The 21,121-nt window shown below is 65.3% G+C and carries 23 protein-coding genes and 1 tRNA gene; 10 read left to right on the top strand and 14 right to left on the bottom strand.

All coding sequences use genetic code 11. The features are described 5' to 3' along the window. Positions 1 to 7 precede the first annotated feature (7 nt). Entirely contained in the window at positions 8 to 979 is a 972-nt protein-coding gene (locus QX121_RS28195) for a TRAP transporter substrate-binding protein (protein WP_315813591.1), read from the bottom strand. 467 nt (positions 980 to 1,446) lie between these two features. On the opposite strand from QX121_RS28195, the gene QX121_RS28190 reads away from it, so the two are divergent. From QX121_RS28190 to ptsN, 7 genes are all read left to right on the top strand, one after another. Then, positions 1,447 to 2,061: a ribonuclease D gene (locus QX121_RS28190; protein ID WP_315813590.1), complete on the top strand. Its 615-nt coding sequence runs from the start codon at positions 1,447 to 1,449 to the stop codon at positions 2,059 to 2,061. A gap of 159 nt (positions 2,062 to 2,220) precedes the next feature. Beyond that, positions 2,221 to 2,922, top strand: a complete 702-nt coding sequence (lptC, locus tag QX121_RS28185; RefSeq protein WP_315813589.1) for an LPS export ABC transporter periplasmic protein LptC — start codon at positions 2,221 to 2,223, stop codon at positions 2,920 to 2,922. A 4-nt stretch (positions 2,923 to 2,926) separates the two neighbouring features. Next, entirely contained in the window at positions 2,927 to 3,613 is a 687-nt protein-coding gene (locus tag QX121_RS28180; RefSeq protein WP_315778440.1) for an LptA/OstA family protein, read from the top strand. Positions 3,614 to 3,958: 345 nt separating this feature from the next. Next, positions 3,959 to 4,972 (top strand): LPS export ABC transporter ATP-binding protein, encoded by a 1,014-nt coding sequence (gene lptB / locus QX121_RS28175; RefSeq protein WP_315741251.1) that lies wholly within the window; start codon positions 3,959 to 3,961, stop codon positions 4,970 to 4,972. A gap of 212 nt (positions 4,973 to 5,184) precedes the next feature. After that, positions 5,185 to 6,822, top strand: a complete 1,638-nt coding sequence (gene rpoN / locus QX121_RS28170) for an RNA polymerase factor sigma-54 (RefSeq protein WP_315741250.1) — start codon at positions 5,185 to 5,187, stop codon at positions 6,820 to 6,822. 72 nt (positions 6,823 to 6,894) lie between these two features. Beyond that, a complete protein-coding gene (gene hpf, locus QX121_RS28165; RefSeq protein ID WP_315741249.1) occupies positions 6,895 to 7,497 on the top strand; it encodes a ribosome hibernation-promoting factor, HPF/YfiA family in 603 nt (200 codons plus the stop codon). 328 nt (positions 7,498 to 7,825) lie between these two features. Beyond that, on the top strand, positions 7,826 to 8,287 hold the full coding sequence (gene ptsN, locus QX121_RS28160; RefSeq protein WP_315716874.1) for a PTS IIA-like nitrogen regulatory protein PtsN: 462 nt from the start codon (positions 7,826 to 7,828) through the stop codon (positions 8,285 to 8,287). Here ptsN and QX121_RS28155 read toward each other — a convergent pair. The 10 genes from QX121_RS28155 to QX121_RS28110 form a co-directional block, all read right to left on the bottom strand. Further along, on the bottom strand, positions 8,248 to 9,246 hold the full coding sequence (locus tag QX121_RS28155; protein WP_315813588.1) for a sulfotransferase domain-containing protein: 999 nt from the start codon (positions 9,244 to 9,246) through the stop codon (positions 8,248 to 8,250). The two genes, ptsN and QX121_RS28155, sit on opposite strands and share 40 nt — an antisense overlap. Positions 9,247 to 9,431: 185 nt before the next feature. Next, on the bottom strand, positions 9,432 to 9,938 hold the full coding sequence (locus tag QX121_RS28150) for a GNAT family N-acetyltransferase (RefSeq protein ID WP_315813587.1): 507 nt from the start codon (positions 9,936 to 9,938) through the stop codon (positions 9,432 to 9,434). Positions 9,939 to 10,107: 169 nt separating this feature from the next. Beyond that, entirely contained in the window at positions 10,108 to 10,371 is a 264-nt protein-coding gene (locus QX121_RS28145) for a DUF1150 family protein (RefSeq protein ID WP_009026315.1), read from the bottom strand. A 58-nt stretch (positions 10,372 to 10,429) separates the two neighbouring features. Next, the gene (locus tag QX121_RS28140) at positions 10,430 to 10,855 is read right to left on the bottom strand and encodes an Hsp20 family protein (protein ID WP_006613108.1); all 426 of its coding nucleotides are present in this window, start codon (positions 10,853 to 10,855) and stop codon (positions 10,430 to 10,432) included. A 134-nt stretch (positions 10,856 to 10,989) separates the two neighbouring features. Further along, positions 10,990 to 12,069, bottom strand: coding sequence for a sn-glycerol-3-phosphate import ATP-binding protein UgpC (locus QX121_RS28135; protein WP_315758164.1), 1,080 nt, complete (start codon positions 12,067 to 12,069; stop codon positions 10,990 to 10,992). A 111-nt stretch (positions 12,070 to 12,180) separates the two neighbouring features. Continuing rightward, positions 12,181 to 13,029: a sn-glycerol-3-phosphate ABC transporter permease UgpE gene (ugpE, locus tag QX121_RS28130; protein WP_315741245.1), complete on the bottom strand. Its 849-nt coding sequence runs from the start codon at positions 13,027 to 13,029 to the stop codon at positions 12,181 to 12,183. Then, on the bottom strand, positions 13,029 to 13,910 hold the full coding sequence (gene ugpA / locus QX121_RS28125; RefSeq protein ID WP_315741244.1) for a sn-glycerol-3-phosphate ABC transporter permease UgpA: 882 nt from the start codon (positions 13,908 to 13,910) through the stop codon (positions 13,029 to 13,031). Before ugpA ends, ugpE begins: the two co-directional genes overlap by 1 nt. A 49-nt stretch (positions 13,911 to 13,959) precedes the next feature. Next, positions 13,960 to 15,279, bottom strand: a complete 1,320-nt coding sequence (gene ugpB / locus QX121_RS28120; protein WP_315741243.1) for a sn-glycerol-3-phosphate ABC transporter substrate-binding protein UgpB — start codon at positions 15,277 to 15,279, stop codon at positions 13,960 to 13,962. A 210-nt stretch (positions 15,280 to 15,489) separates the two neighbouring features. Then, a complete protein-coding gene (locus tag QX121_RS28115; RefSeq protein WP_315813586.1) occupies positions 15,490 to 16,692 on the bottom strand; it encodes a CaiB/BaiF CoA-transferase family protein in 1,203 nt (400 codons plus the stop codon). Between the two features lie 151 nt (positions 16,693 to 16,843). Next, a complete protein-coding gene (locus QX121_RS28110; protein ID WP_315741241.1) occupies positions 16,844 to 17,269 on the bottom strand; it encodes an organic hydroperoxide resistance protein in 426 nt (141 codons plus the stop codon). A gap of 171 nt (positions 17,270 to 17,440) precedes the next feature. Between QX121_RS28110 and QX121_RS28105 the strand changes: the two genes are divergently transcribed. After that, the gene (locus QX121_RS28105; RefSeq protein ID WP_315813585.1) at positions 17,441 to 17,902 is read left to right on the top strand and encodes a MarR family transcriptional regulator; all 462 of its coding nucleotides are present in this window, start codon (positions 17,441 to 17,443) and stop codon (positions 17,900 to 17,902) included. Between the two features lie 7 nt (positions 17,903 to 17,909). Here the strand turns inward: QX121_RS28105 and QX121_RS28100 are convergent, their stop codons facing one another. The 3 genes from QX121_RS28100 to QX121_RS28090 all read right to left on the bottom strand — a co-directional run bounded on the left by QX121_RS28100 (position 17,910) and on the right by QX121_RS28090 (position 18,970). Then, positions 17,910 to 18,161, bottom strand: coding sequence for a GIY-YIG nuclease family protein (locus QX121_RS28100; RefSeq protein ID WP_315813584.1), 252 nt, complete (start codon positions 18,159 to 18,161; stop codon positions 17,910 to 17,912). Between the two features lie 247 nt (positions 18,162 to 18,408). Beyond that, positions 18,409 to 18,484, bottom strand: a tRNA-Ala gene (locus tag QX121_RS28095). An 81-nt stretch (positions 18,485 to 18,565) separates the two neighbouring features. Further along, entirely contained in the window at positions 18,566 to 18,970 is a 405-nt protein-coding gene (locus QX121_RS28090; protein ID WP_315741238.1) for a TIGR02300 family protein, read from the bottom strand. A gap of 151 nt (positions 18,971 to 19,121) precedes the next feature. Here QX121_RS28090 and aroA point away from each other — a divergent pair, with 151 nt between their 5' ends. Then, positions 19,122 to 20,459, top strand: coding sequence for a 3-phosphoshikimate 1-carboxyvinyltransferase (aroA, locus tag QX121_RS28085; RefSeq protein WP_315813583.1), 1,338 nt, complete (start codon positions 19,122 to 19,124; stop codon positions 20,457 to 20,459). Then, complete coding sequence (cmk, locus tag QX121_RS28080; protein WP_315813582.1) at positions 20,456 to 21,094, top strand: (d)CMP kinase; 639 nt, start codon at positions 20,456 to 20,458, stop codon at positions 21,092 to 21,094. Before aroA ends, cmk begins: the two co-directional genes overlap by 4 nt. Positions 21,095 to 21,121 lie beyond the last annotated feature (27 nt).

Here is a 21,121-nt window from a genome sequence, read left to right as displayed (position 1 = left end):
GTGGTTCTTACTTGGTGTCCTGGATGCGCTTGACGAGGCTCGAGAGCTTCTCGTCGCCGGCGAACTTCTGGTACACCGGCTTCATCGCGTCGACGAATTCCTGCTTGTTGGCGATCGTCACGACCTGCACGCCGGCGGCCTCGACGGCCTTGCGGGAGGTCTGCTCGCGCTCGTCCCAGAGCTTGCGCATGACCGGCACGGATTCCTTGGCCGCCTTGCGGATCATCGCCTGATCCTCCTTGCTCAGCGTGTCCCAGACCTTCTTGGACATCACGAGGACTTCGGGCGCCAGCGAGTGCTCGGTGACGTTGTAGAACTTGGCGGCCTCGAAGTGGCGCGAGGACTCGTAGGACGGCCAGTTGTTCTCGGCGGCGTCGACGAGGCCGGTCTTGAGCGCGGTGTAGACCTCGCCATAGGGCATCGGGGTCGGGTTGGCGCCGAGGCTCTGGATCATGCCGACCCAGAGGTCGGACTGCTGGACGCGAATCTTCAGGCCCTTGAGATCGGCGAGCGACTTCACCGGCGCCTTGACCGTGTAGATCGAGCGCGCGCCGCTGTCGTAATAGGCCAGGCCGACCAGGCCGGCGGGCTCCATGGCGGCCAGGATCTCATCGCCGATCGGCCCGTCCAGGACATTGCGCATATGCTGCGTGTCGCGGAACACGAAGGGCAGGCACAGCGCGACGGTCTCCGGCACGAAATTGTTGAGCGGCGACGAGTTGATCCGCATCATGTCGAGCGCGCCGATCTTGAGCTGCTCGATCGTGTCCTTCTCGGTGCCGAGGGCGCCGTTCGGAAACACCTTGACGCCAAGCTTGCCGCCGCTCGCGGTTGCGAGCTGCTTGCCCATGAACTTGACGGCTTCGACGGTCGGATAATCGGCGGGGTGCACATCGGCGGAGCGGAAATCGCGCGCGGTCGCCAAAGGCGACGAGACCGCCAGCACAGCGGCCGCAATGATACCTGTAAGTGCCTTCATCTTGGCTTCCTCCTCAATTGATTATGTCGTTGTTGTTGGGCAGATGCTGCAGGCCGCCTTGGGTCGCTGCACTCCAGATGCGAAGTCATGCGACAATATCACGCGTACGGCCAGTGGCATTTTCTGTCCAAGCCAAAGGCGGCATCGATCAATGCAAGAGTTGCATCGATCGATTGGGTGCGATCTGGCGCGATGCAACCAGCGGGTCGACCGCCTCAATGACGAAGGCGCCGCCTCGAACGGCCGCGGAGACATTTGCCGGCGCCACCTCAGATGCGATCACCTGGCCCTGTCCGGCCCTTGCGCCCGGGCGGCGGGGCTGGCATTCCCACGGCTGATCTCCGGACCGGCCCGGCGCGTTTGCCGGTTGGTTACCAGCGCCGGGCTACAGCCGGTTCCCGAGCGCTTCCCGCGGCGTTGCTCCGGCCCGTCGCGTCCGATTTCGATTCGACGAGGTTTTGAGAGCCATGACCGTACGCCTGCACCGCGGCGACCTGCCCGATCTTTCCCGCTACACCACCTCGGTGGCGATCGACACCGAGACCATGGGGCTCAATCCGCACCGCGACCGGCTGTGCGTGGTGCAGCTGTCGCCCGGCGACGGCTCGGCCGACGTGGTGCAGATTCCCAAGGGGCACACCGACGCGCCGAACCTGAAGGCGCTGCTCGGCAACCCGGACATCACCAAAATCTTCCACTTCGCGCGCTTCGACGTCGCGGCGCTGTTTCACGCGTTCGGGGTGATGCCGCAGCCGGTCTATTGCACCAAGATCGCCTCGCGGCTGGCGCGCACCTATACCGACCGCCATGGTCTCAAGGACCTCGTGCGCGAGCTGCTCAACGTCGATCTCTCCAAGCAGCAGCAGTCGAGCGACTGGGGCGCCGAGCAGCTCAGCGAGCCGCAGCTCTCGTACGCTGCCTCCGACGTGCTGCATCTGCATGCGCTGCGCGAAAAGCTCGACGTGATGCTCGCGCGCGAAGGGCGGCTGGCGCTGGCGCAGGCCTGTTTCGCGTTCCTGCCCCACCGCGCGACGCTCGATCTGGGCGGATTCGAGGCCGAGGACATCTTCGCGCATTCCTGAGGGGGGCGAATCGCAGCCGCGTTCACGATCATTAATGTCTCGTAATGATCGCGAGGCCCCTGCGTCGCGATTTAGCGCCAGTTCCAGGCTGCAATGGTGGGGCCCCCCATGGTAGGATGGGCGCTGTTTCGCGCGCATCCCGTGTCCGTCGGAGCCCTGGTGAACTCGGTCCACAACCCCGCCTATGATCCCACCCTGCAGGCGCGCTTCGCGGTCGCGGCGCGCCACAGCCGCTTCGTGCGCGTGCTGCGGGTCGCGGTGCCGGCGGCGGTGGGACTGGCGATGGCGGTCGTGATCGGCATCGCGCTGTTCAATCCGTTCCACATGGAGATCAACACCCCGAATCTCACCGGCAACCTCGTCATCTCCGGCCGCAAGATCACGATGGAGACGCCGCATCTGACCGGCTTCACCCCGGACCAGCGGCCGTATGATCTCGTCGCCCGGAGCGCGGTGCAGGACCTCACCGATCCCGATCACGTCGAGCTCAACATCCTCCGCGCCAAGGTGCTGATGGAGGATCAGTCGACGGTGACCTTGAGGGCGAATACCGGCGTGTTCGACACCAAGCAGCAGCAGCTCGAGCTGACGAAGGACATCCTGCTGACGACGTCGACCGGCTACGAGGCGCGGCTGAGCCGGGCCTCGGTCGACATGGCCAAGGGCACCGTGAGCTCGGACGAGCGCGTCGACGTCAAGCTCACCAACGGTACGCTTTCCGCCGACCGCCTGCGCATCACCGACAATGGCGAGGTCATCCGCTTCGAGGGCAATGTGATGATGAACCTCGACAATATGAATGCCGCTCCGGCCACGACGGCGAGCGCCGATCCCGGCCGTCCGGCCCGCAACGTGAAGTGAGCTCATGACCACGTGCCGTTTCATTCCCGTAGCGATTCGCGGCGCCGGCCTCGCCGCGCTGGCGTTGCTCGCGCTTGCCGACTCATCGCAGGCGCAGAGCGCGACCACCGGCGTGCCCAACGCGCTGCAGGGGTTCTCGCAGAACCGCGACCAGCCGATCCAGATCGAGGCCGCCGCGCTGGAGATGCGCGACAAGAAGAAGGAGGCGACCTTCACCGGCAACGTCAAGGTCGTGCAGGGCGATACCACCATGACCTCGAAGTCGCTGGTGGTGTTCTACGACGGCGGCGCCCAGCAGGGCGGCGCCAAGGCGACCAAGGCGACGCCGGCTGCGACGCCAGGGCCGGATGGCAGCTCGGCGATTCGCCGTCTCGAGGCGCGCGGCGACGTCAAGGTGACGCAGAAGGACCAGGTCGTGACCGGCGAGACCGCGGTCTACGACACCAAGACCAACATGATCTCGATGCAGGGCGGCGTGGTGCTGACCCAGTGCAAGAACGTGATGCGCGGCGACCGGCTGACGGTCGACATGACGACCGGCGTGTCGCGGGTCGAGTCGGACAGCGGGCGCGGGGTGCAGGTGCTGCTGCCGCAGGCGGGCGCGGGCGCGAGCGGCGGCTGCGGCCCGTCGACGGCCTCGGCTCCGGGCGGCGCCGGGCCGCTGCAGCTCGGTCCAGGCAAATCGAAGTGACTTCAATTATTTAGCAAAACGCCGGCGGGCCAGTTGAACCGCGCCGCTGCTGCCTCTATCTAGCGGGCGGGCGGTTCTGTCGCAGGACCGGCGCAGCGGGATGCCGTGGACCCCCGTTGCATCGCTGCGAAAGAGTGATGCCGGACACGATTGCGATCGGTCGCTTGCGTGGCGACCGCGACTTCGCCGTCAGACGACGAACTCCGGAGCGCGGCCTGCCGCGCTTTGGCCGGCCTCGCGCTCCCTGTGATCCGCGAGAGGTAAGATGCGTTCGCTCGCGGTGAGCGGGCGAGCCAACGCTGCGGTCGGTGACGGGCAGCCTCGAAGGGCGTAAGCGAAGCGGGGATGGTGGATCTACTCGGCATGTTTCGTGGGCGTCCCGCCAAGCGCGGCCAGCGAGGCTCCTCGCGCCGGCGCGACGACATCACGGCCATGGACGATCCGTTCGGCAATTCCTACAGCGATGATCCGCTCGCCGCGCTCGCCGACTCCGTGCGCGATGAAACGGTGCCACGCATCAATCCGCGCTCGCCGCAGAACACCGAGCAGATCCAGCGCAAGCGGCCGGCCTCGCAGCCGATGCCAGCCAAGCCGCGCAACAATGGCGCGGGGGGCGGTCCGCAACTGCTGCGCCGGCCGGGCTTCCTCGCCGTGCATTCGATCGAGAAGAGCTTTGGCAGCCGCCAGGTCGTGCGCGGCGTGTCGATCTACGTCCGCCGCGGCGAGGCCGTCGGCCTGCTCGGGCCGAACGGCGCCGGCAAGACCACCGTGTTCTACATGATCACCGGACTGATCAAGGCCGATCGCGGCGCCATCGAGCTCGATGGCCATGACGTCACGCGGCTGCCGATGTATCAGCGCGCGCGGCTCGGCATCGGCTACCTGCCGCAGGAGGCCTCGATCTTCCGCGGCCTCACCGTCGAGCAGAACATCCGCGCCGTGCTCGAAGTGGTCGAGCCCTCGCGCAAGAAGCGCGAGCGCGAGCTCGACGCGCTGCTGGAAGAATTCACCATCACGCGGCTGCGCAAGTCGCCTTCGATCGCGCTGTCCGGCGGCGAGCGCCGCCGCGTCGAGATCGCGCGCGCGCTGGCGACGCGCCCGAACTACATGCTGCTCGACGAGCCGTTCGCCGGCATCGATCCGATCGCGGTCGGCGACATTCAGCAGCTGGTGCGCCACCTCACCAATCGCGGCATCGGCGTTCTGATCACCGACCACAACGTCCGCGAGACGCTCGGCCTCACCGACCGCGCCTACATCGTCTATGCCGGGCAGATTCTTACCGAAGGCAGCCCGGAGGAGATCGTCGCCGATCCCGACGTGCGCCGGCTGTATCTCGGTGAGGAATTCCGGCTGTAGGATTACGGACGCGGTGTTTGTCGGCTTTTGTCGTCTGCGCGACATCAGGCGGAAACGCTACGATCAACGCTGTTTCCAGCAGGTTCGCGAGGACCGGTAACCTCGTCTTCTCCGCGCGCCATACTCCGTTTTTCTTATTCGTCAAGCCGTGTACATCGCGCGCGGATTAGGATAAGCAAGAATTGGACCAGTAAGGGAATGTTCTTGCTCCCATGGCGTTGACGCAGAGATTAGAATTCCGCCAGTCGCAGTCGCTGGTGATGACGCCGCAGCTGATGCAGGCGATCAAGCTGCTGCAACTGTCCAATCTCGACCTCTCCACGTTTGTCGAAGAGGAGCTGGAGCGCAATCCGTTGCTGGAGCGCGCGAGCGACGGTCCGGAAGCGCCGGTCGCCGGCGAGCAGCAGATGTCCGAGCGCGCCGAGTTCTCGGAAGGCAGCGAAGCCAACGGCGACGATTTCGGCGAGGGCGCGAGCGGCGGCGGCGAGAGCTTCGAGGGCGCCCAGGAAGACTGGATGAGCCGCGATCTCGGCACCCGTACGGAGATCGAACAGACGCTCGACACCGGGCTCGACAACGTGTTCTCCGAGGAGCCGGCTGAGGCCGCCGCGCGCACCGCGCAGGACGCAGCGCCGACCACTTACACCGAATGGGGTGGCGGCGCCTCCGGTGACGAGGACTACAATCTCGAAGCCTTTGTCGCGGCCGAGACCACGCTGTCGGATCATCTCGCCGAGCAGGCGGCGGTGGCCTTCACCGCGCCGGCGGACCGCATGATCGGCCAGTACCTGATCGATCTCGTCGACGAGGCCGGCTATCTGCCGGCCGACCTCGGCCAGGCCGCCGACCGCCTCGGCGCCGAGCAGGCCGACGTCGATGCCGTGCTCGGCGTGCTGCAGACCTTCGATCCGCCGGGCATCTGCGCGCGCAACTTGAGCGAATGTCTCGCGATCCAGCTGCGCGAGCTCGACCGCTATGACCCGGCGATGCAGGCGCTGGTCGAGCATCTCGATCTGCTGGCGAAGCGCGACTTCGTTGCCCTTCGCAAGTTGTGCGCCGTCGACGACGAGGACCTCGTCGACATGATCGGCGAGATCCGCAGGCTCGATCCGAAGCCGGGGCTGAAGTTCGGCACCACGCGCACGCAGACCATGGTGCCCGACGTCTACGTCCGTCCCGGTCCCGACGGCGGCTGGCTGGTCGAGCTCAACAGCGACACGCTGCCGCGCGTCCTCGTGAATCAGGTCTATTACTCCGAGCTGTCGAAGACGATCCGAAAGGACGGCGACAAGTCCTACTTCACCGACTGCCTGCAGAACGCGACGTGGCTGGTGCGCGCGCTCGATCAGCGCGCCCGCACGATCCTGAAAGTGGCGACCGAGATCGTGCGCCAGCAGGACGGCTTCTTCACCCATGGTGTCGCGCATCTGCGTCCGCTCAACTTGAAGGCCGTTGCGGATGCGATCCAGATGCACGAATCGACCGTGTCGCGCGTTACCGCCAACAAATACATGGCGACCAATCGCGGCACGTTCGAGCTGAAATATTTCTTCACCGCCTCGATCGCATCGGCCGATGGCGGCGAGGCGCATTCGGCAGAGGCCGTGCGTCACCACATCAAGCAACTGATCGATGCGGAAGATCCCTCCGCAATTCTCTCCGATGATACGATCGTCGAGAAGCTGCGCGCCGCGGGCATCGACATCGCCCGCCGCACGGTCGCGAAATACCGGGAGGCGATGCGGATCCCGTCCTCGGTGCAGCGCCGCCGCGATAAGCAGAGCATGCTGGCGCATGCCCTCTCGGCCCCTGCCAGCGCCGACCGCACCCGGGATACCGCGTCAGTTTGACCGCTGCGCAAGATTGCGCCTTCACCAAATAGGCTTAGTGTCATACTTGGTTCACATGAATCGAGGCGGCACATGACCCTGCGGATTTCCGGAAAGAGCATCAGCGTCAGCGAAGCGCTGCGTGGGCGCGTCAGCGAGCGCACCGACGAGGTCTTGCGAAAATACTTCGACGGCAACTATTCCGGCCATGTCACGCTCTCCAAGGACGGTTTCGGGTTCAAGACCGATTGCGCGCTGCACCTCGATTCGGGCATCACGCTCGAGGCCGAATCGAATGCGCCGGACGCCTATGCCAGCGCCGACCAGGCGCTCCTGATGATCGAGAAGCGCCTGCGCCGCTACAAGAGCCGGCTGAAGGACCGCTCGGGGCGCAAATCCCATGCCGCCAATGCGGCGCTCGCCAATCTCGACGGCGCGGTGCTGGATGCGCCGAGCTACGTGATCGAGGCGCCGGCCGAGGGCGACGAGGAGATCACCGGCTACAGCCCGGTGATCATCGCCGAGAACACCACGGCGTTGAAGCGCCTGTCGGTGTCCGAAGCCGTGATGGAGCTCGATCTTTCGGGGGCACCCTGCATGGTGTTTCAGCACGGCTCCAGCGGCCGGGTGAACATCATCTACCGCCGCGCCGACGGCAATATCGGCTGGGTCGATCCGCCGGCGGTGAAGCCGTAGTCCCGCGGATGCGTTCCAGGGATCTTCCGGCGGCGCGAAAACCGGTTCCCGATCAGGCGGTTGGCCGACCGGTTGCGACGTCACGCCACGGCAATGAACAGATGCGATCAAGCGGTTGGGGCGCTGGCGCCTTCAGGCCGCCACGCTCCGGCGATCTTTAAGGATAGGCTGCGGGAACACGCTTGCGGGTGTTGGCACGGCCGTTGCGTTGGGGTAGAAGCCCCACCCATCGGACACGGGTTAAGCCCGCCTGCCGCCTCAGCTTCTTGACGCCGGTCTGTCCCGACCTATTTCGCACCCTGACGGTTCAATCACCTCGGAACGCCCTATGCCGATTACCGATCTGGTCGCACCCGAGGCGATCGTGCCGGCTTTGAAGGTCATCAGTAAGAAGCAGGCGCTGCAGGAGCTGGCAGCGCGCGCGGCTGCGCTGACCGGGCAGAACGAGCGCAACGTGTTCGAAGTCCTGCTGCAGCGGGAGAAGCTCGGAACCACGGCCGTCGGCTACGGCGTCGCGATTCCCCACGGCAAGCTGCCGAAGCTGGAGAAGCTGTTCGGCCTGTTCGCCCGGCTGGAGCGGCCGATCGATTTCGAAGCCATGGACGGCCAGCCGGTCGATCTCGTGTTCCTGCTGCTGGCGCCGGAAGGCGCCGGTGCTGACCATCTGAAGGCCCTGGCGCGGATCGCCCGCCTGCTCCGCGACCAGGATGTCGCCAAGAAGCTCCGTGCCTCGCGCGACGCCCAGGCGATCTATTCGGTGCTGGCGCTGCCGCCCGCTTCCGCGGCCTGACGTCGTATCGCGCCGCCCTGCAACGACCGAGAAAGCCTGCTGACGAGCCTCCGCGCGGCACCGAACCCGTTCGTCCGCGCGGGCGTGTGCAACGGCGTCGGCTCGTAGCCGAACTCGACGACGAGCTCCTGGAATGCCTCGCTGCGGAGCAGGTCGAAATGATGCGGCATCATTCGCTCCTTGTAGATGCCGACCTTCCGGCCGCGTCCCGACGACGTCAGGCCGCGGCCGAGCACATCGAGCTCCGCGGCCGTCTTGCGCGGAAGTCCCAGGTAGTCGCAGATGCGGTTAAGGACAGGAAACGACGACCGCGCCACGTCGTCGATCGCGAGCTCTGAATAGAGCTCTTCGAACTTCACGGTCAGGCAGGCTGGCGAGTCCAGCCAGCTCATGAACTTCTTGATGCCCGATCGGGGCAAAGAGAGGAGGGTCGATGTGATTCGGGAGGCGTCGTCGGGGTGAGCGGCCGATCCGGCCGACCGCAGATAGGCGTTCCACTTCCGCATCTTCGGGTAGGCCGCCGAGTGGTAGACGAAGTCGACCCAACTCACGACGATGTCGCGGGGGTCGCGGACGATGAACAGCATCTTGTGTTCTGGTCTGCCCAGGAGGTATTGCTCAAGATACGGACAATACTCGGTGTGCGAGGCGCAGGAGTAGCCGGAGCGCAGGGCCGACGCCCAGAGCGGGGCCGGAAGCGCGCGTCCGTAGTCGAGCGAACCGTCGGGATTCAGCTTGCTGATCGATGACGTGTAGGTGTGATAGCCGACATCGACATGACCGCCCAGCGCTCTGACGAGTTCGACCAGCAGGTACGTCCCCGCTTTCGGCACGCTGTTGCAGATGACGTAGTAAGGGCTCGGCCCCGGCGGAGGACTGTCAAGAAAGACGTGCCGGTTCGGTAGGGTCCCGAGTGCAAGTTCTCGAAAGACGCCTGCATCAAGCCGTGATCCATGCATTTGCCATCCCTACACATGCTCGTCACACAGCGGACTAGCGCGTGCCGCAACAGGGACAACTTAAGGATTGGACACCTTCGCCTTAAACCGGGTCGGATTGTATCTGGTTGTCAAATCGACCGTTACGGACATCGACGGAAACAAATTTCTCAAAAGCACTTCGGCAGCCGCTTCGTCCTTCCCGGCTATCGCAATGATCTCGCCATGTAGCGCACCGTCTTGGCGCCGCCATGGATGCTGGCCGCCGCCAGCGGCGCGAAGCCGAGCGCAGCATGAAACGCGTCCGACTGCGGATTGGGCGGATCCAGATTGACCTCGCAGACGATGCGGTCGTGGTCCGCCGCGGTCGCCTCCCGAATCAGCTCCTCATAGAGCTGCCGCGCCAGGCCCCGGCCGCGGGCGGCCGGCGCCACCACGATGCGGTCGACATAGACGAACCGATCGTAGCGCGCGCGAAACCAGCGGTGATTGGGATTATCGTAGGCGGCGGCGTGGTCCAGCGCGATCATCAGCGCATCGGCCTCGCCAATCCGCCAGGCCCGCCATGCCTGATCGAGCAGCTGCATGAGCGTTTCGGGCGTGAGCCACGACAGCTCGGAGGCATGCGCGTTGTTGAGCGCGAGCAGTGCGTCCGCGAGCGCAGGATCTGCACGCAACCCGGCCGCGCTCATGGGTGTTGTCACCAAGGTCATGTGCGGCGATCGCTCCAAGCAGCCCAGCAGAAAAAAGGGCCGTCCCCGTTTCCGGGGACCGCCCTCGTGTCAGTCCGTGAGCTGCATGCTCCTCATGAGCATCGCGTCTCAATGAGCATTGAGTCTCACGAGAAGCGGTCGCTGCAAGCGCTGCGGCTCGGCCTTTGCGTCAGTGGACGCTCACGGCCTGGAGTTCGTGGCTCCACGCATTCGCAATCGCTGCTTCGCGACTGTCGGTGAGCATGATCGGCGTGCCGTCGGCGGCATGCAAGGCGAACAGCTTCAGTCCCGGCGCGATGTGCGGCGCCTGCGGAAACAGTCCCGGTACGTCTTCGGAGCGGATCTGCTTCACATAAGCGATGTGGCCCTCGCCCAGGGTCGCCAGTGACTCCAGGGAGACGGGGGATTCCGACGCGACATTACCTTCAGTCATGGTCTCGACTCCTTCTGAGACTCAAGCGGTCGAGTCCGCTACTCGTTCCATCAAACCATTATTCGTGTTCATTGATAGCGATTGTCTTAACGATCCGCTCAGGCTCCGGCCTGGCCAGATCGACCGACAACAACCCGTTCTTCAGGTCCGCACCGAGCACATGCATTCCCTCCGCCAGCACGAAGGTGCGCTGGAAGTGGCGCGCGGCGATGCCGCGATGAATGTATTGCCTGGTCTTGTCGTCCTGCTGCCGGCCGCGGATGACGAGCTGGTTTTCCTCAATGGTGACATCGAGTTGGTCGCGGGTAAAACCCGCCACCGCCAGCGTGATCCGCAGACGCTCGGGCTGGCCATTGGTGCGCTCGAACCGCTCGATATTGTAGGGCGGATAACCGTCGGCACCTTTGACGACGCGGTCGAGCACGCGCTCGATCTCGTCGAAGCCCAGCAGGAACGGACTGGAGAGCGAAGGAACACGAGACATGGTTTACAAAGTCCTCTCGAAGCGACTTTGATGTATCAGGGCCCTGACGGCACCCCTTGAGCAGCAATATGGGCACGATCCGGGGCGCGTTCAAGCACCCCGAATGCGCCGGAACGGCCAGCCTGTGGAAGGGTTTAAACGGACAGCCGCTGCCGGCCGTCGGCCGAGAACAGATGCAGCTTGGCCCGCGGCGCCACGGCGCGAATCCGCGCGCCGATCTCCGGCGCGGCGGTGCCCGGCAGCCGCACGATGATGTCGTTGGCGGTCGCGGTGAGCCGGTCATCGCTGCCCATATCCTGGCGCGCGCCATAGACATAGGTCTCGGCGCCGACATGCTCGATCGCCTCGACGCGGAGGTCGAGCCCGACCCCGCCCGCCGGAACGGTGTCGCCGAGCTGGAAATCCTCAGGCCGGATGCCGAGCTGGCCCGCCTCTGCGGGAACCGCGTCGGCGCCGTGCAACTGGGCGCGCACGCCATCCGTCGGCATCAGGTTCATCGGCGGTGCGCCGATGAAGGACGCGACGAAGGTGGTCGCGGGCTTCTGATAGATGTCGAGCGGATTGCCGATCTGCTCGACCTTGCCGCCGTTCATCACCACCAGGATGTCGGCGAGCGTCATGGCCTCGAGCTGGTCGTGGGTGACGTAGATCGCGGTGGTGTTGAGCCGGCGCTGCAATTTGCGGATCTCGACCCGCATCGCGATGCGCAGCTTGGCGTCGAGGTTGGACAGCGGCTCGTCGAACAGGAACACCTTGGGTTGGCGCACGATGGCGCGGCCCATCGCCACGCGCTGACGCTGGCCCCCGGACAGCTGCCGCGGCTTCCGCTCGAGCATGGAGCCGAGCTCGAGAATGCGCGCGGCGTCCTCGACGCGCGTCCTGATCTCCTTCTCCGCCATGCCGCGATTGCGCAGGCCGTAGGCCATGTTGTTATAGACGGTCATGTGCGGATAGAGCGCATAGTTCTGGAACACCATCGCGATGTCGCGATCGGCAGGCTCGATGGCATTGACAATGCGGCCGCCGATGTCGATCTCGCCCGACGTGATCGTCTCGAGCCCCGCGACCATCCGCAGCAGGGTGGATTTGCCGCAGCCCGACGGCCCGACCAGCACGCAGAACTGACCATCGCCGACATCGACATCGACGCCTTTGATGGCTTCGAAGCCGCCGGGATAGACCTTGCGGACGTTGCGGAGTGTGACGTTGGCCATGGGTTACCTAGCGAATAGCGAATGGGGAGTGGCGAAGAGGGAAGGGGGACGAAGCGAGCCGTTGCGCGAACATCCCTGTTCGCCACTCGCCATTCGCTATTCGCCCCCTCGTCACTTTTCCGTCTCCACCAGCCCCTTGACGAACAGGCGCTGCATGACGACGACGACGAACACCGGCGGCAGCATCGCGAGCACGGCGGTCGCCATGACGACCGGCCACTCCGTCAGCGCGTCGGTCGTCGTGATCATCTTGCGGATGCCGATCTGGATGGTCTGCATGTCGTCGCGCGTGGTGATCAGCAGCGGCCAGAGATATTGATTCCAGCCGAGGATGAACAGGATCACGAACAGCGCCGCCATGTTGGTGCGCGACAGCGGCAGCAGGGTGTCCCAGAAGAAGCGGAGCGGCCCGGCGCCGTCGATGCGGGATGCCTCCAGGAGCTCATCCGGCACGGTCATGAAGAACTGGCGGAACAGCAGCGTGGCGGTGGCCGAGGCGATCAGGGGCAGCGCCAGCCCCGCATAGCTGTCGAGCATGTGCAGGTCGGCGACGATCTTGTAGGTCGGATAGATGCGCACCTCGACCGGCAGCATGAGGGTGATAAAGATCAGCCAGAAGATCGCCATGCGGAACGGGAAGCGGAAGTAGACGACCGCATAGGCCGAGATGATCGAGATCGCGATCTTGCCGACGGCGATCAGCAGCGCCATGACCAGCGAGTTCAGCAGCATGGTCGCCACCGGCTCGCGGGTCGAGCCGCTCGTGCCGACGAAGATGGTCTGATAGTAGGTCGACAGGAAGTGCCCGCCCGGCAGCAGCGACATCTGCCCGTTGGCGATGACCGCATTGTCCTGCGTCGAGGCGACGAACGCGAGATACACCGGGAACGCCACGATCGCGATTCCGATCCACAGGATGGCGTGCGCGACGTAGCGTCGAATGCCTTCTTGCTCGACCATCAGTAGGTCACCTTGCGCTCGACGAAGCGGAACTGGATCGCCGTCAGCACGATGACGATGACCATCAGAACGACGGATTGTGCGGCCGACGAGCCGAGATTGCCGCCGAGCAGGCCGTCCGTGTAGACCTTGTAGACCAGCGTCTCGGTGGACTTGCCCGGGCCGCCACGGGTCATCGTGTCGATGATGCCGAACGTCTCGAAGAAGGCGTAGACGATGTTGATGACCAGCAGGAAAAAGATGGTCGGCGACAGCAGCGGGAAGGTCACGGTCCAGAACCGCCGCATCGGCCGCGCGCCGTCGATCGCGGCGGCCTCGAGCACGCTGCGGGGGATGCTCTGCAGCCCGGCGAGGAAGAACAGGAAGTTGTAGGAGATCTGCTTCCAGGCGGCAGCGAGGATGATCTGCAGCGCCGCCTGGTCGCCGTCGAGCAGCGGATTCCAGTCGATGCCCATCGCGCGCAGATAGCGCGAGATCACGCCGAGCGACGGATGCAGCATGAAGATCCAGAGCACGCCCACCACCGGCGGCGCGACCGCGTAGGGCCAGATCAGCAGCGTCCGGTACAGCGTGACGCCGCGCAGCGGCTTGTCCGCCATGACCGCGAGCAGCAGCGCGACCGAGAGCGACGAGAGCGCGATGGCGAAGGAGAAGCCGAATGTGCGGAGAATGGCTTGAAAATAGTCAGGCTGACTGAGCAGGTCGGCGTAGTTCTCGAACCAGACGAAGCTCGTGGACAGGCCGAACGCGTCCTGCAGCAGGAACGACTGGATGACGGCCTGGATCGCGGGCCAATAGAAGAAAATCAGCACGATCGCGAGCTGGGGAGCGACCAGCACGAACGGCAGCAGTTTTGATTGGAAGATGGCGTTCTTCTGCATGGTCGGTCGGCGAGCCGGCAGGCCGCGGGTGGCCTGCCGGCTCTTGGCCTCACTTCACGGCCGTCTTTTCGAACTGGCGCAGCATCTGGTTGCCGCGCTCGACCGCGGCGTCCAGCGCCTGCTTGGCGGTCTTCTTGCCGGCCAGAGCCTGCTCGATCTCCTCCGACCAGACGTCACGCAGTTGCACCATGTTGCCAAGACGCAGGCCGCGGGAATTCTCCGTCGGCTCCTTGTTGGTCAATTCGAGCAGCGGCGTCTCCAGGTAGGGCTGATCCTTGTAGAAGCCCTCGGCCTTGGCCTTCGCGTAGGCCGCCTTGGTGATCGGCAGATAGCCCGAGGCCTTGTGGATATAGACCTGACGATCGGTGTCCGAGAGGAAGGTCAGGAACTTCGCCACGCCCTTGTATTCGTCCGCGCTCTTGCCGCCCATCACCCAGAGCGAGGCGCCGCCGATGATCGAGTTCTGCGGTGCGCCCTTGGCGTCGGGATAATAGGGCATCGGCGCAGCGGTGAAGGCGAACTTGGCCTGCGCCTTGACGTTGCCGAAGAACGCCGACGAGGTCAGGTAGATCGGGCATTCGCCCGAGGTGAAGCGGCCCTCGCCGGTGTTGGTGCGGCCGGCATAGTCGTAGGTCTTGTCCTTCTGCAGCTCGACCAGGTTTTCGAGATGCTTCACCTGCAGCGGACCGTTGAACTCCAGCACGGTGTCGAAGCCGTCGAGACCGTTCGCCTTGCTGGCGAGCGGCACGTTGTGCCAGGCGGAGAGCTGCTCGAGATTGACCCAGGTGACCCACGAGCCGGAGAAGCCGCAGGTCGGATGGCCGGCCGCCTTCAGCTTCTTGGCGGTCTCGAACAGCTCGGGCCAGGTCTTCGGGATCTCGGCGTTGACCTTCTTCAGCTCGTCGAGATTGACCCACATGACCGTGGAGGACGAGTTGAAGGGGAAGGAGAGCATTTCGCCCTTCGAGGTCGAATAGTAGCCGGTGATGGCCGGCAGGTAGCTCTTGGGATCGAACTTCTCGCTGGCGTCCTGCATCAGCTTGTAGACCGGCTTCACGGCGCCGGTGGCGGCCATCATCGTGGCGGTGCCGACCTCGAACACCTGCATGATATGCGGCGCATTGCCGGCGCGGAAGGCGGCAATGCCGGCATTCATCGTGTCGGCGTAGTTGCCCTTGTAGGTCGGAACGACCTTGTAATCGGTCTGCGAGGCGTTGAAATCGTTGGCGAGCTTGACGATGACGTCGTTGTTGGCGCCGGTCATCGCGTGCCACCACTGAATCTCCGTCACCGCATGCGCGGGTGCGGCGGCGCCAAGGACCAGCGTGGCTGCCGCAGCGGCGGCGGTCCAGAATTGTCGAAGTGACATTAAAAAATACCTCCCATGGAACGTCATCGGCGTCGCGGCCGTAGCAGCGCGAGATGACAGTTTTGTGAATGTATAACCGGTTGGATCGTCAGCGGAAAGCGCGTTCGTCGCGGCTTCGCGGCGGAATGCCGCGACTTGCGCGAGACGGCGCGGCGCCGGGGCGATGCCCCAGGCGACGCTAGCGTGGGGAGACGACAGGCTGATGGCGCTTCAGCGCTTGCGCTCGGCGCACACCGTGCCCTGGGACAGCAGGGCCTGGATCTCGTGCTCCGAGTAGCCGAACTCGCTGAGCACCTCCTGCGCATGCTGGCTGAACTTCGGCGGGGTGGAGCGCAGGGTCGGCTTGGTGCGTTCGAGCCGGATGGGCGACGCGACGCCCTTGTACCAGTCCTTTTCGATGACATCGCCGCGGTAGATCGTGTGCGGACTGGTCAGCGCCTGGTCGATCTTCTGCACGGGTCCCGCCGGCAGGCCGGCCGCGAGCAGCCGGTCGCACAGCGGCTCCGCCTCGAATTGGCTGAAGACGGCGGCGAGCTCGGCGCGCAGCGCCTCGCGATTGGCGACGCGATCCTTGTTACGGGCGAAGCGCGGATCGGTGCCGAGCTCCGGCCTGCCGATTTCCTTGGCGAGCTTGCGGAAGGTGCCGTCATTGCCGACGCCGATGAAGATATCGTCCGTCTTGGTCGGGAAGATCGCGTAGGGAACGAGGTTCGGATGCTCGTTGCCGGTCAGCGACGGCGGCTTGCCGTGCATGAAGTAGTTTGCGGTATGCGGATGCATGATCGCGAGGCCGGTCTCATACAGCGTGACCTCGAGGAACTGGCCGAGCCCAGAGCGCTGCCGTTCCGACAGCGCCATCAGGATGCCGATCGCGGCATAGAGTCCGGTGGTGATGTCGACCAGTGGCACGCCGATCCGCATCGGTCCGCTCTGCGACGAGCCGGTCGCGGCGATCATGCCGGTCATCGCCTGGATGATCGCGTCATAGCCGGGATTGCCGCCGCGCGGACCGTCTGCGCCGAAGCCGCAGATGCGGCAGTGCACCAGCTTCGGGAATTTCTCGCGCAGCGTGTCGCTGCCGATGCCCCACTTCTCCAAGGTGCCGGGCTTGAAGTTCTCGATCAGCACGTCGGCGGTCTCGAGCATCCGCATCAGCACGACGCGGCCACCCTCGGAAGCGAGATCGAGGCCGATCGAACGCTTGTTGCGGTTGATCCCGACGAAATAGGCAGCGTCTTCGTCGTGGAAGGGAGGGCCCCAGTCGCGGACCTCGTCGCCGGCCGGCGGTTCGACCTTGATCACGTCGGCGCCGTGATCGGCCAGGATCTGTGTGCAGTAGGGCCCGCCGAGCACGCGCGTCAGATCGATCACGCGCAGTCCGGCCATGGCGCCGGGAGCAAATTGGGGTGTCATCGGATGTCGCGAGGTTGGTTTCAGCTCGCGGCCATTAAGCATTGCTGCGGCGCTGGTGCAAACGCGGCTCGCCGAATGGCGCCGTCGCGAAAACGCGAGGCCTGCCCTGCGGCGGACGCGGGAAAACGCTGCCGCAGGGCGGAATTCAGCCTCAGACGACGGTCAGCTTGACATCGACATTGCCGCGCGTGGCGTTGGAATAGGGGCACACCTCGTGCGCCTTGGCGACCAGAGCCTCGGCGTCGGCCTTGGCGAGGCCGGGCAGCGACACCGCGAGCTCGACGGTGATGCCGAAGCCGCCTTCTGAACGCGGGCCGATGCCGACGGTCGAGGTCACCGACGTGTCGGCGGGAACCTTCGGGCCGCCCTGCGAGCCGACAAACTTCATCGCGCCGATGAAGCAGGCCGCATAGCCGGCCGCGAACAACTGCTCCGGATTGTTGCCGGCGCCACCGCCGCCGCCGAGCTCCTTCGGGGTGGAGAGCTTGACCTTGAGCGAGCCGTCGAGGGTCGCGGCTTCGCCGTCGCGGCCGCCGGTCGCCTTGGCGCTGGTCTTGTAGAGCACGTTCACGGACATGGGGTGTCTCCCGGGTTGGATGGACGAATTCAGTGGCACCATATTGCACACAATTAAATTGTGAGCAATATAATTGTTCGGTAGAAAATTCGTGATCGGGGCGCCGGGCCCGTTGTCGACCCGAGGCGTGCGGGCTCAAGATGCCGATAGGATCGACCTGTGGTGACCTCGATGCGAAAGAAGTCCGCGGCAGACCTGCCGCTCCAGCTCGGCAACCAGCTCTGCTTCGCCGTCTATTCGACCGCCCATGCCTTCAACCGGGTCTACAAGCCTTTGCTCGACCGTCTCGGCCTCACCTATCCGCAATATCTGGTGATGCTGGTGCTGTGGGAGCGCGACGGCCTGTCGGTGAAGGAGATCGGCGAGCGGCTATTCCTGGATTCCGGCACGCTGACGCCGCTGCTGAAGCGGATGGAGGCGCTGCATTTCATCAGGCGGACACGATCGGCCGAGGACGAGCGTCAGGTGATCGTCACCCTCACCGCCCAGGGCGCGGGCCTGCGCGACAAGGCAAGGTCGATCTTGCCGCCCGCGATCCTGGATGCGACGGGCTGCTCGCTCGCGGAACTGGCCGACCTGCACGGCAAGCTGGTGCGCCTGCGGGAGCATCTCAATGCGGCGGTGGAGGGGTGAGGAGCGGTCAGACTGGACCGAGCAGGCGCTTCTTTGAGAATGCCCGCCCAGAATGCGATTTCAGGTAGGTCTCGAACGCCAACGCGCGATGCTTGTCGGGAAAGGCGCAATACCAGACCAGCATCCACGGCATGAACTTGGACGTGTGAACTGACCGGCCAGCGTTGTGATCGTTCAGGCGCTGTCTGATGTCCGCTGTCGCGCCGACATATTCCTGCTCGGGGAAGGCGAGGCTACGGATGATGTAGACGTACCACATGCGAAGGCACTCGCCGCGAAGGACTGCGGGCCGGCATTCTGCAATCGGGAAGGGAGTTTGTCATCCCGGCTGCCTGCGTACGAAATCAAGTCGCAAACCGTAGGCAGGCGTGACTCGAGAAAACACCAGCTGGAGAAGATGACGGGCCTCTCAAAGCCCGGCTTCGCCAAGGGGCTTCGCCGGGCACCACGCTTCGCCCTTCGGGCTCCGTCGTGGCTGCGCCACGCGTAGCCCGAAGGGCGAAGCGTGGTGGAGCCAGGCGGGATCGAACCGCCGACCTCTTGCATGCCATGCAAGCGCTCTCCCAGCTGAGCTATGGCCCCTGAACCGAGCCGGCGGTCTGGGTGACCGCCGGGGAGCACCGTGAACCACAGTTCGCGGCTGATCTCAAGTGTCTTCGACGATTATTCTTCGTCGCCGCCGACATCGCCGATGATGTCGGTCACGTCCTCGTCGCCTTCTTCCTCGTCGGCGATGAAGGTCGAGTCATCATCCTCGTCGTCGTCGAGGGTCTCATCGATCTCGATGTCGTCCTCGGTCTCAGGCACGACGGCCTTGACCTTGCCGGTGTTCTCCTCGGCATCGGCCTCCTCGAGCGACACCAACTCCTCGGCCTCGGCGGGCTCGACCACGTCGGCCGCCGCAGCGGCACGCGCAGCCTCGCCGCGCATCGCGCGGGTCGGAGCCACCGGCGCGATCGGCACGACCTCGCCGGTGTAGGGCGAGATCACCGGGTTCTTGTTGAGGTCATAGAACTTTTTGCCCGTCGTCGGGCAAATGCGTTTGGTTCCGAGCTCGGATTTGGCCACGTGCAGGCGTCCTGGCAATGTCTGAAAAGCGGTGTCTCACTTGGCTAGTTGCCGCGCCGCTGTCAATAGCGCTGTCAACGGGAAAATCACCGCTCGTGACGGAGGGCGGGGGCTGTGATACCTGCCGCGTCCGAAACACGAGGATCCTGCCGTGAGCACGTCAATCGCCCCGACTCCCCTGGAATCACGCGCCTCCGGGCCCCTCTCGGGCACGATTCGCGTGCCCGGCGACAAGTCGATCTCGCACCGGGCGCTGATCCTGGGGGCATTGTCGGTCGGCGAGACCCGAATTTCCGGCCTGCTCGAGGGCGAAGACGTCCTCAACACCGCCCAATCGATGCGGGCCCTGGGTGCGAAGGTCGAACGCACCGGCGACTTCGCGTGGACCGTCCGTGGCGTTGGGGTCGGCGGCTTCGCCCAGCCGAGCGCGCCGCTCGATTTCGGCAACTCCGGCACCGGCTGCCGGCTGGTGATGGGCGCCGTCGCCGGCTGCCCGATCTCGGCCGTTTTCGACGGTGATGCCTCGCTGCGCAGCCGCCCGATGCGGCGCATCCTCGACCCGCTGGTGCTGATGGGCGCCAAGGTCACCGCCATCGCCGACGGCGGCAAGCTGCCGTTGACCCTGCAGGGGGCCAGCAACCCGGTCCCGATCGAATACCGCACCCCCGTCGCCTCGGCCCAGATCAAGTCGGCCGTGCTGCTGGCCGGCCTCGCCGCGCCCGGCGTCACCACAGTGATCGAGCAGGAGGCGAGCCGCGACCATACCGAGCTGATGCTGAAGCATTTCGGTGCCGAGATCGTGACCACGCCGGAAGGCACCCACGGCCGCCGCATCGCGCTGACCGGCCAGCCGGAGCTAACAGGTGCGCCGGTGATCGTGCCGGCTGATCCGTCGTCGGCTGCGTTCCCGCTGGTCGCTGCGCTGATCGTCGACGGCTCGGATCTCGTGCTGTCGGACGTGATGACCAATCCGCTGCGGACCGGCCTGTTCACGACCTTGCGCGAGATGGGGGCCTCGATCGAGGAGGACGACGTCCGCGGCGATGCCGGCGAGCCGATGGCGCGCCTGCGCGTGCGCGCCTCCAAGCTGCGCGGCGTCGTGGTGCCGCCGGAGCGGGCGCCGTCGATGATCGACGAATATCTCGTGCTGGCGGTCGCCGCCGCCTATGCCGAGGGCACGACCGTGATGCGCGGCCTGCATGAGCTGCGCGTCAAGGAATCCGACCGGCTCGAGGCCACCGCGGCCATGCTGCGTGTCAACGGCGTCCAGGTCGAGATCACCGGCGACGATCTGATCGTCGAGGGCAGGGGCCATGTGCCGGGCGGCGGGCTGGTTGCGACCCACATGGACCACCGCATCGCGATGTCCGCGCTGGTCATGGGCCTGGCCTCCGACAAGCCGGTCACCGTCGACGACACCGCCTTCATCGCCACCAGCTTCCCTGATTTCATCCCGCTGATGTGCAAGGCGGGCGCGGATTTCGCATGATCATCGCCATCGACGGCCCGGCTGCCTCGGGCAAGGGCACCATGGCCAAGCGTCTCGCGGCGCATTACGGCCTCAGGCACCTGGATACGGGCGTGATTTACCGGGCCGTCGCGCATGCGCTACTGACCGCCGGCACCGACCTCAAGGATGAGACCCGGGCGGCGGACGTCGCCATGACCCTGGATCCCTCGACCTTCGACAACCCGGCGCTCAGGTCGCACCAGGTCGGGTCCGCGGCCTCCGTGGTCTCGGCGTTGCCGAAAGTGCGCGAGGCGCTGGTGGCTTTCCAGCGTCAGTTCGCGAGCCAGCCGCCCGGCGCCGTGCTCGACGGCCGCGACATCGGAACCGTGATCTGCCCGGACGCCGAGGTGAAGATCTACGTCGTCGCCGATCCCCGCATCCGGGCGCATCGTCGCACCCTCGAGGCGCTTTCGCGTGGGGAACCGGCTGACGAGGCGGCCATTCTGGCCGACATCCTGGCGCGCGACGAGCGTGACCAGAACCGGGCCGTCGCGCCTTTGAAACAAGCCCCGGATGCTTACTTGCTTGACAACTCCCATTTGGATATAGAAGGCGGCGTCCGGGCCGCCATCGATATCGTCGAGGCCGTTCGAGCGGGCCGTCAGCGGGTTTGATTTCCGCCGGCGTCATTGGAGGAATGC

Origin of the sequence: Bradyrhizobium sp. SZCCHNR2028, from assembly GCF_032380995.1 — a bacterium.
In the GTDB taxonomy this organism is placed as follows: Bacteria; Pseudomonadota; Alphaproteobacteria; order Rhizobiales; family Xanthobacteraceae; genus Bradyrhizobium.
The sequence above is the reverse complement of the archived record's forward strand: the minus strand, read 5'-3'. Positions and strand labels throughout refer to the sequence as shown.